Below are 5067 nucleotides of genomic sequence, written 5' to 3' on the forward strand. Positions count from 1 at the left end.
CGCGGAACTGGTGTCCCCCGGTCCCACGGCGGCCGCATCCGGTTAGCCGACACGGGATTGCCAACGTGCGCGGAATACTAGCCGGCCCGGTTGGGATCATTGCGTGGTGCCGGACCACAGCGTTGATCGTGGGCCCGTCGGACCACTGGCGCGGTCGCCGTGACCAGGTCCGGACGGCATCCGGTCGCCCGCTCGCCCACCGCCGGACATCGATGAGGATGTCGCGGATCGGGATTACACAGAGCCTGCAGGGGTGTGCACCGGGCGACGTCATCAATCGCCGCGGCCATCGATGGAGGTTACGAATGAGTATCACGCAGGTCGCTATCCCGGTCGCCGGTCGCAGCGATTTCTCTTCGGTATCGATCACCCAATGCGGCGATGAACAGATGTGGCTACTTCCCGGCAACACACGCCCGCATGCGCAGGGCCTGGAGAAATCGGATGCGAGGACGACGCCCCGGGAGGTATGGAACCACGGGCGGGCACCGTCCTGAAAATCGATCGTGGTCGCCGCCGGCCGGGTCAGGCGCTGACGGGCGGGGACTGACTCCTTCAGACCCCATGCGGACCAGAAGGGACATCGGCCAACCTAGTCACAGCGCGCCATCGATCGCAAGCTTATCCGATCAACTTTCCGGCAACGACCTCAATAGGGATGCCAATGGCAACATTTCAGCTACAATAAGCGACAGCCGTCGCGGAGCGCGCAGGACATGACCGTCGGGACCGGTCAGGCGAGGCCAGATCGATTACCACGGACCGGCTTTGTTACTCGAGTGGGATCATCGACACGCGACCGTCGGCACCGGGAACGGACATGCAGCGTGTCCGTTCCCGCCACTGTTCGATCATCGGGACCGGCTTCTCGCCTCATCCCTTCGCGCCGAAATGCCGGCGGCCCCGACGGAGAGGTCGATCATGATTGCCGCCATCGGAGGATCAGGTGCCGGCGACCGCGCCCCGCGCGGTCGCGCACCGGGGTTCGCGGCTCGGATCGAGGTCGTAGATCATCGGCACCGCCGCGGATCCCGCGGATCCCGCGGATCGAACATCCACGGCAGCAGCCTCATGACCTCATGACGTCACAGTTTCAGGGCCGCGGGTTGCCGGGGGCCGCGAACGCGCTCGTCTCCCGCTGCCACGCGATCGCCAGCTGGGTCCGGTTCGTGCACCCCGTCGCCACGAGCGCATGGGTGAGATGGTGCTTTACCGTGTCGATGCTGATGCACAACGCCTCGGCGACCTGGCGGTTGGAACGGCCTTCGGCGACGAGACGGACGACGTCGCGCTCGCGCGCCGACAGCTTGCCCGCGACCGACGGACCCGGGTCCGCCCGGATGTAGAACCGCAGAAGGTTACCGAGGTGCCGACCGAGAACCGCCCCGACGGCGCGGTCCCGCGGTCCGAACGCCCCCGGCCGAGAATCCAACAGGGACACCACGGCGCCCACGTTCGACGGACCGAACAGGCGGATGAGCAGCTTCGCGTGGATGCCGTGTGCCCGCAGAAACCGCTCCAGGCGCATCCGCACCTCCGGGCGTTCCGGGATGCCGAGATCGTCAAGGGTAGCGAGCCCTCGCTCGCGGACCGAACGCAGGCTGTCCGGATTGCTGAGGGCCTCCAGCTCCCGGTAACGCTCCAGGTAGGGGCCTGCGAGTCGAAGCGCCAGCCCGCGACCGGTGGGCCGGGCGTCCTGGAAGGCGGTCTCGAGCGAGGAGCCCAGGAAGAAGGCGGAATGCCGGTAACCGAGATGCCGGGCCATGCCGTCCAGGGCGCGCTCGCGGAAGGATGCCAGCGACGACGCCCGCTCGCAGTCCTCCACCACGCGCAGGATGCCGCGCAACTCGGCCGCGCCGAGAGCCAGGTCCCGCGGCATCGGCGCGGCACGCGCCACCGGAGCGGACCGGACGGGCGGGCCGCCAGCCGGGACCGCACGGCCGCTGCCGCTCGGCACCTCGCCGCGGCCCATCGGCGAGCCGCCCATCGGCACACCGCTCCCCGGTGGGCCGGAGCGATGGTGAAGCGGTCGCCCCGCACCGGCGCCGGTGGCGGCGGAATGCCGGGTGGTCGGCGAGCGGTGCGGCGGGGTCAGCGGTGCGGGTGAGCTCGCGGAGACACGCCTCGCGACCCGGCCCGCCGCAGCGGCCTCGGCGGATGTGTCGACGGTCACGCCAATTCGTGGCCGATGTAGTGCGTCCTCACCGATAACATCATGCGGGCGGGAAACTCGGTCGGTCACACGTGCCTCCGGGGGGGTCAGAACTCAGAACCGGCGCCAGGCCTCGTCCGCTAGGGACGAGGCCGCCAGGTTGATTTCCGGCGAAGTTGGACAGGTTCGGCAAGCGTAGGGCCCATCTCCCTCGCTACGCCAGCGGTCACCCACGCCCCCTGATCACACTCACCCCGTACCTTCGGCGCAGCCGGGGAAAACGCGACCTTAACGCACGTAAACGTTTGGGATGACGCCGTCCGGCAGCCCCCGGCAGTGGCTCGAGGTGATTTTTCCCTCCCACTGGCACCACCCGTCGGGGCTACCTCACAAGTACGAGATTGGCTCCCCCGGCTTCGATCGCGGTCGCGAAAGAAGCCGGAAAACGTCCTCCGGCACGGGTGAGCCTCGGATCCCGACCAACATCGACAGCATGAACATTGGTCACGCAGGGTATCCACAACGGCAGCGCACAGTTTCGCCAGCGGCCCGCGGCCTGCCCCGGAGGGGTGGAGTTCCCCGCTCCCTGCACGGACCACCCATCCCATGGTGCCGCTCCACGACGACGACACATCGAGCGCGGACACCATCGAGCGCGGCCGGGGTCCGCGATGTGGCCATGCGCCGATCATCGACCGGCCGAAGCCCCCGGCCGAAGCCCCCGGTCGAAGCCACGGCGGGAGACCAAAGCCACGGCAGGAAACAGGAAAGAGGTAGAGGTACGAAGGCGATAACCTTGGGGCGGTCGGTCTTCCTGGTCGTGATGGGTGCCATCCTGCGCTACGCGCTCACCTGGCGCACCACCGGAGTGGATCTCCAGATTCTGGGCCTGATCCTGATCATCATGGGGATCGTGACATCGATGATCTGCCTGCTCCATGCCTTCCTGCCGGCACCGGCACGGGCCACCGCGCGTACCCGCGGACCGGGGCGGACACCGATCGGGCCTGGTCCCGGCCCGATCGGGCGGCACCTCGAACGAACGGCGGCGCTCGGCACATACCGGTACGGCCCACCGCAGCCCGGGTCCGACACGATCCAGACGGATGCCGGCCACCTCGATGCCGGCTACATGGGTCCCGGTCACACGGGTCCCGGGTATGACTATTTACAATAGACGCAATTCGCGCGCACGATGTACAGCATCGCGACGCCGTGGCACGTCGAGCTTGCGGTAGATGCTCTTCAGGTGCGTCTTCACCGTATTCACGGAGACGAAGAGCTCGGCGGCGATCTCGGCGGTCGTCAACATCGTCGGCAGATAGCTGAGGACCGCGAGTTCCCGGTCGCTGAGCCGGTCACCCGCCCCGGGTCCCCGCCCGTCCATGGAACCGGGTGAGCGCTCGCGCGCCCCTGGCTGCCCTAGAGAGATCGGACTCGTTCCCACCCCAAGGCCGTGGCCCGCCGGACCGGAGCGAGGGCCGCGCGGGACGTTGGCCCCCTGACGGTCACAGTTAGGCGGCGCCGAGCGCGCCGCGGGGGTCATAAGGGCCGGACGTGCCTTTCGCCCACTCATGACGGGTTGACGTGGGGTGGCCGGCCACGCGGGAGCGGGCACCGCCACCTCTCCGCTCGGCATCCCCCCGCTCGGCGCCCCCAGGCCGGCCACCCCCACAGGCGGCGCCCCCACGGGCGGCACCCCCGCCCCGGAGACGGCCATGACCGGTCCGCCGTCGGTCGGCGTCCGCGGATTCACCGCGGCGGCGGACGCCATCGTGGCCAGGGCCCGCAGAGTCGACACGAAGAACGGATGTGCGGCGGAGAGACCGGGATGGGCATCCAAGATCGCCAATGGTTCGCCACCGAATTCGAGGAACGGGCCAGCGAGTCCCTCGTCCTCGGCGAGCGCGAGGGCACGCGCCAGCAGGTCGGTGGCACGCCCGTGGTCGTCACGCCGCGCGGCCGCCACCGCTGCCACCACACATGCCGACACCACCGAACCGCCTCCGCCGCCATCCGCCCGCAGCAGAGCCGCCACCGCGTGCTCCGCTCCCTCTAGATCAGCGCACGCGAGGTTCGCCCGGGCCGCCGCGAGCGCGAGAGCATGGTCCGGCCGGCGGGTGTCGGCCAGCTGTCCCAGCAGCTGCCGGGCAGCCTGGGCGTTCCCGACGGCGATCAACAGGTCGGTCTCGGCGGCGCGCCACAGCGACAGGCACAGCGGCGGTCCGGCTGGCCGTCCTCGCGACGCCAGGAGACGGCGGGCAGCCCGCACATCGTCCGCCTCCCCACGCCGGCATCGCGCCCTCGCCTCCAGCACGACGATCAGATCGGGCAGGTATGGAGGATGCGCCGGGGTGAAGGCCATCCGCGCGAGGTCGAGATGGTGCGTGACGCGCACGTCGTCGACCCGGGCGGCCGCCACCATCGCATGGGCGAGATGCGCCTCGACCAGGCCGGCCGGCATGTCGGTCAGACCATCCGAGGATGCGGGGACGGCCGTGGGATCGACCGGGCTGGCAGTGATCACAGCGGCGGTGGCGACCGCCACTGCCGCGCTGGACTCGGCCTGCCGCAATCGACCTCGCAGCACGTAGGCGAGAGCCATCGCCCCGGACGCCGATGCCTCGACCGTCCGCAGACCGCCATCCCGGGCCGCCGCCATCGCCTCCCGCAACGCCTCCAGCGCCAGGTCGGGACGGCCGAGCCAAAGCTCCGCCTGCCCGCGCGCACACCAAGCCACAGCCGCCACGATCCCGTCGGGACCACCCACGCCCCCGCCACCGCTGGTCGATCGCGCGACGATCCCGGCCGGGCGGTCCGGCTGGGCCCCACCGACGACGGAGCCGGGGCGGGCCGCGCTTTCCCCAACGTGATCATGTCGAACACCGGACGGCTCCAGTCCGGGACCTTCGGCG

3 protein-coding genes are annotated in these 5067 nt (G+C 70.0%); 1 reads left to right on the forward strand and 2 read right to left on the reverse strand.

Annotated features, from left to right (window positions below; all coding sequences use genetic code 11):
- Nucleotides 1–1093: 1093 nt before the first annotated feature.
- Complete coding sequence (locus ACY45C_RS06585) at nt 1094–2173, reverse strand: helix-turn-helix transcriptional regulator (protein WP_462186752.1); 1080 nt, start codon at nt 2171–2173, stop codon at nt 1094–1096.
- A 775-nt stretch (nt 2174–2948) separates the two neighbouring features.
- On the opposite strand from ACY45C_RS06585, the gene ACY45C_RS06590 reads away from it, so the two are divergent.
- Nucleotides 2949–3329, forward strand: coding sequence for a hypothetical protein (locus tag ACY45C_RS06590; protein ID WP_462186753.1), 381 nt, complete (start codon nt 2949–2951; stop codon nt 3327–3329).
- On the opposite strand, the gene ACY45C_RS06595 is transcribed toward ACY45C_RS06590, so the two are convergent.
- Nucleotides 3321–5067 (reverse strand): LuxR C-terminal-related transcriptional regulator (locus tag ACY45C_RS06595; protein ID WP_462186754.1); only part of this gene is annotated, 1747 nt, incomplete at its 5' end. The two genes, ACY45C_RS06590 and ACY45C_RS06595, sit on opposite strands and share 9 nt — an antisense overlap.

The sequence above is a fragment of the Frankia sp. CcWB2 genome (genome assembly GCF_977927585.1).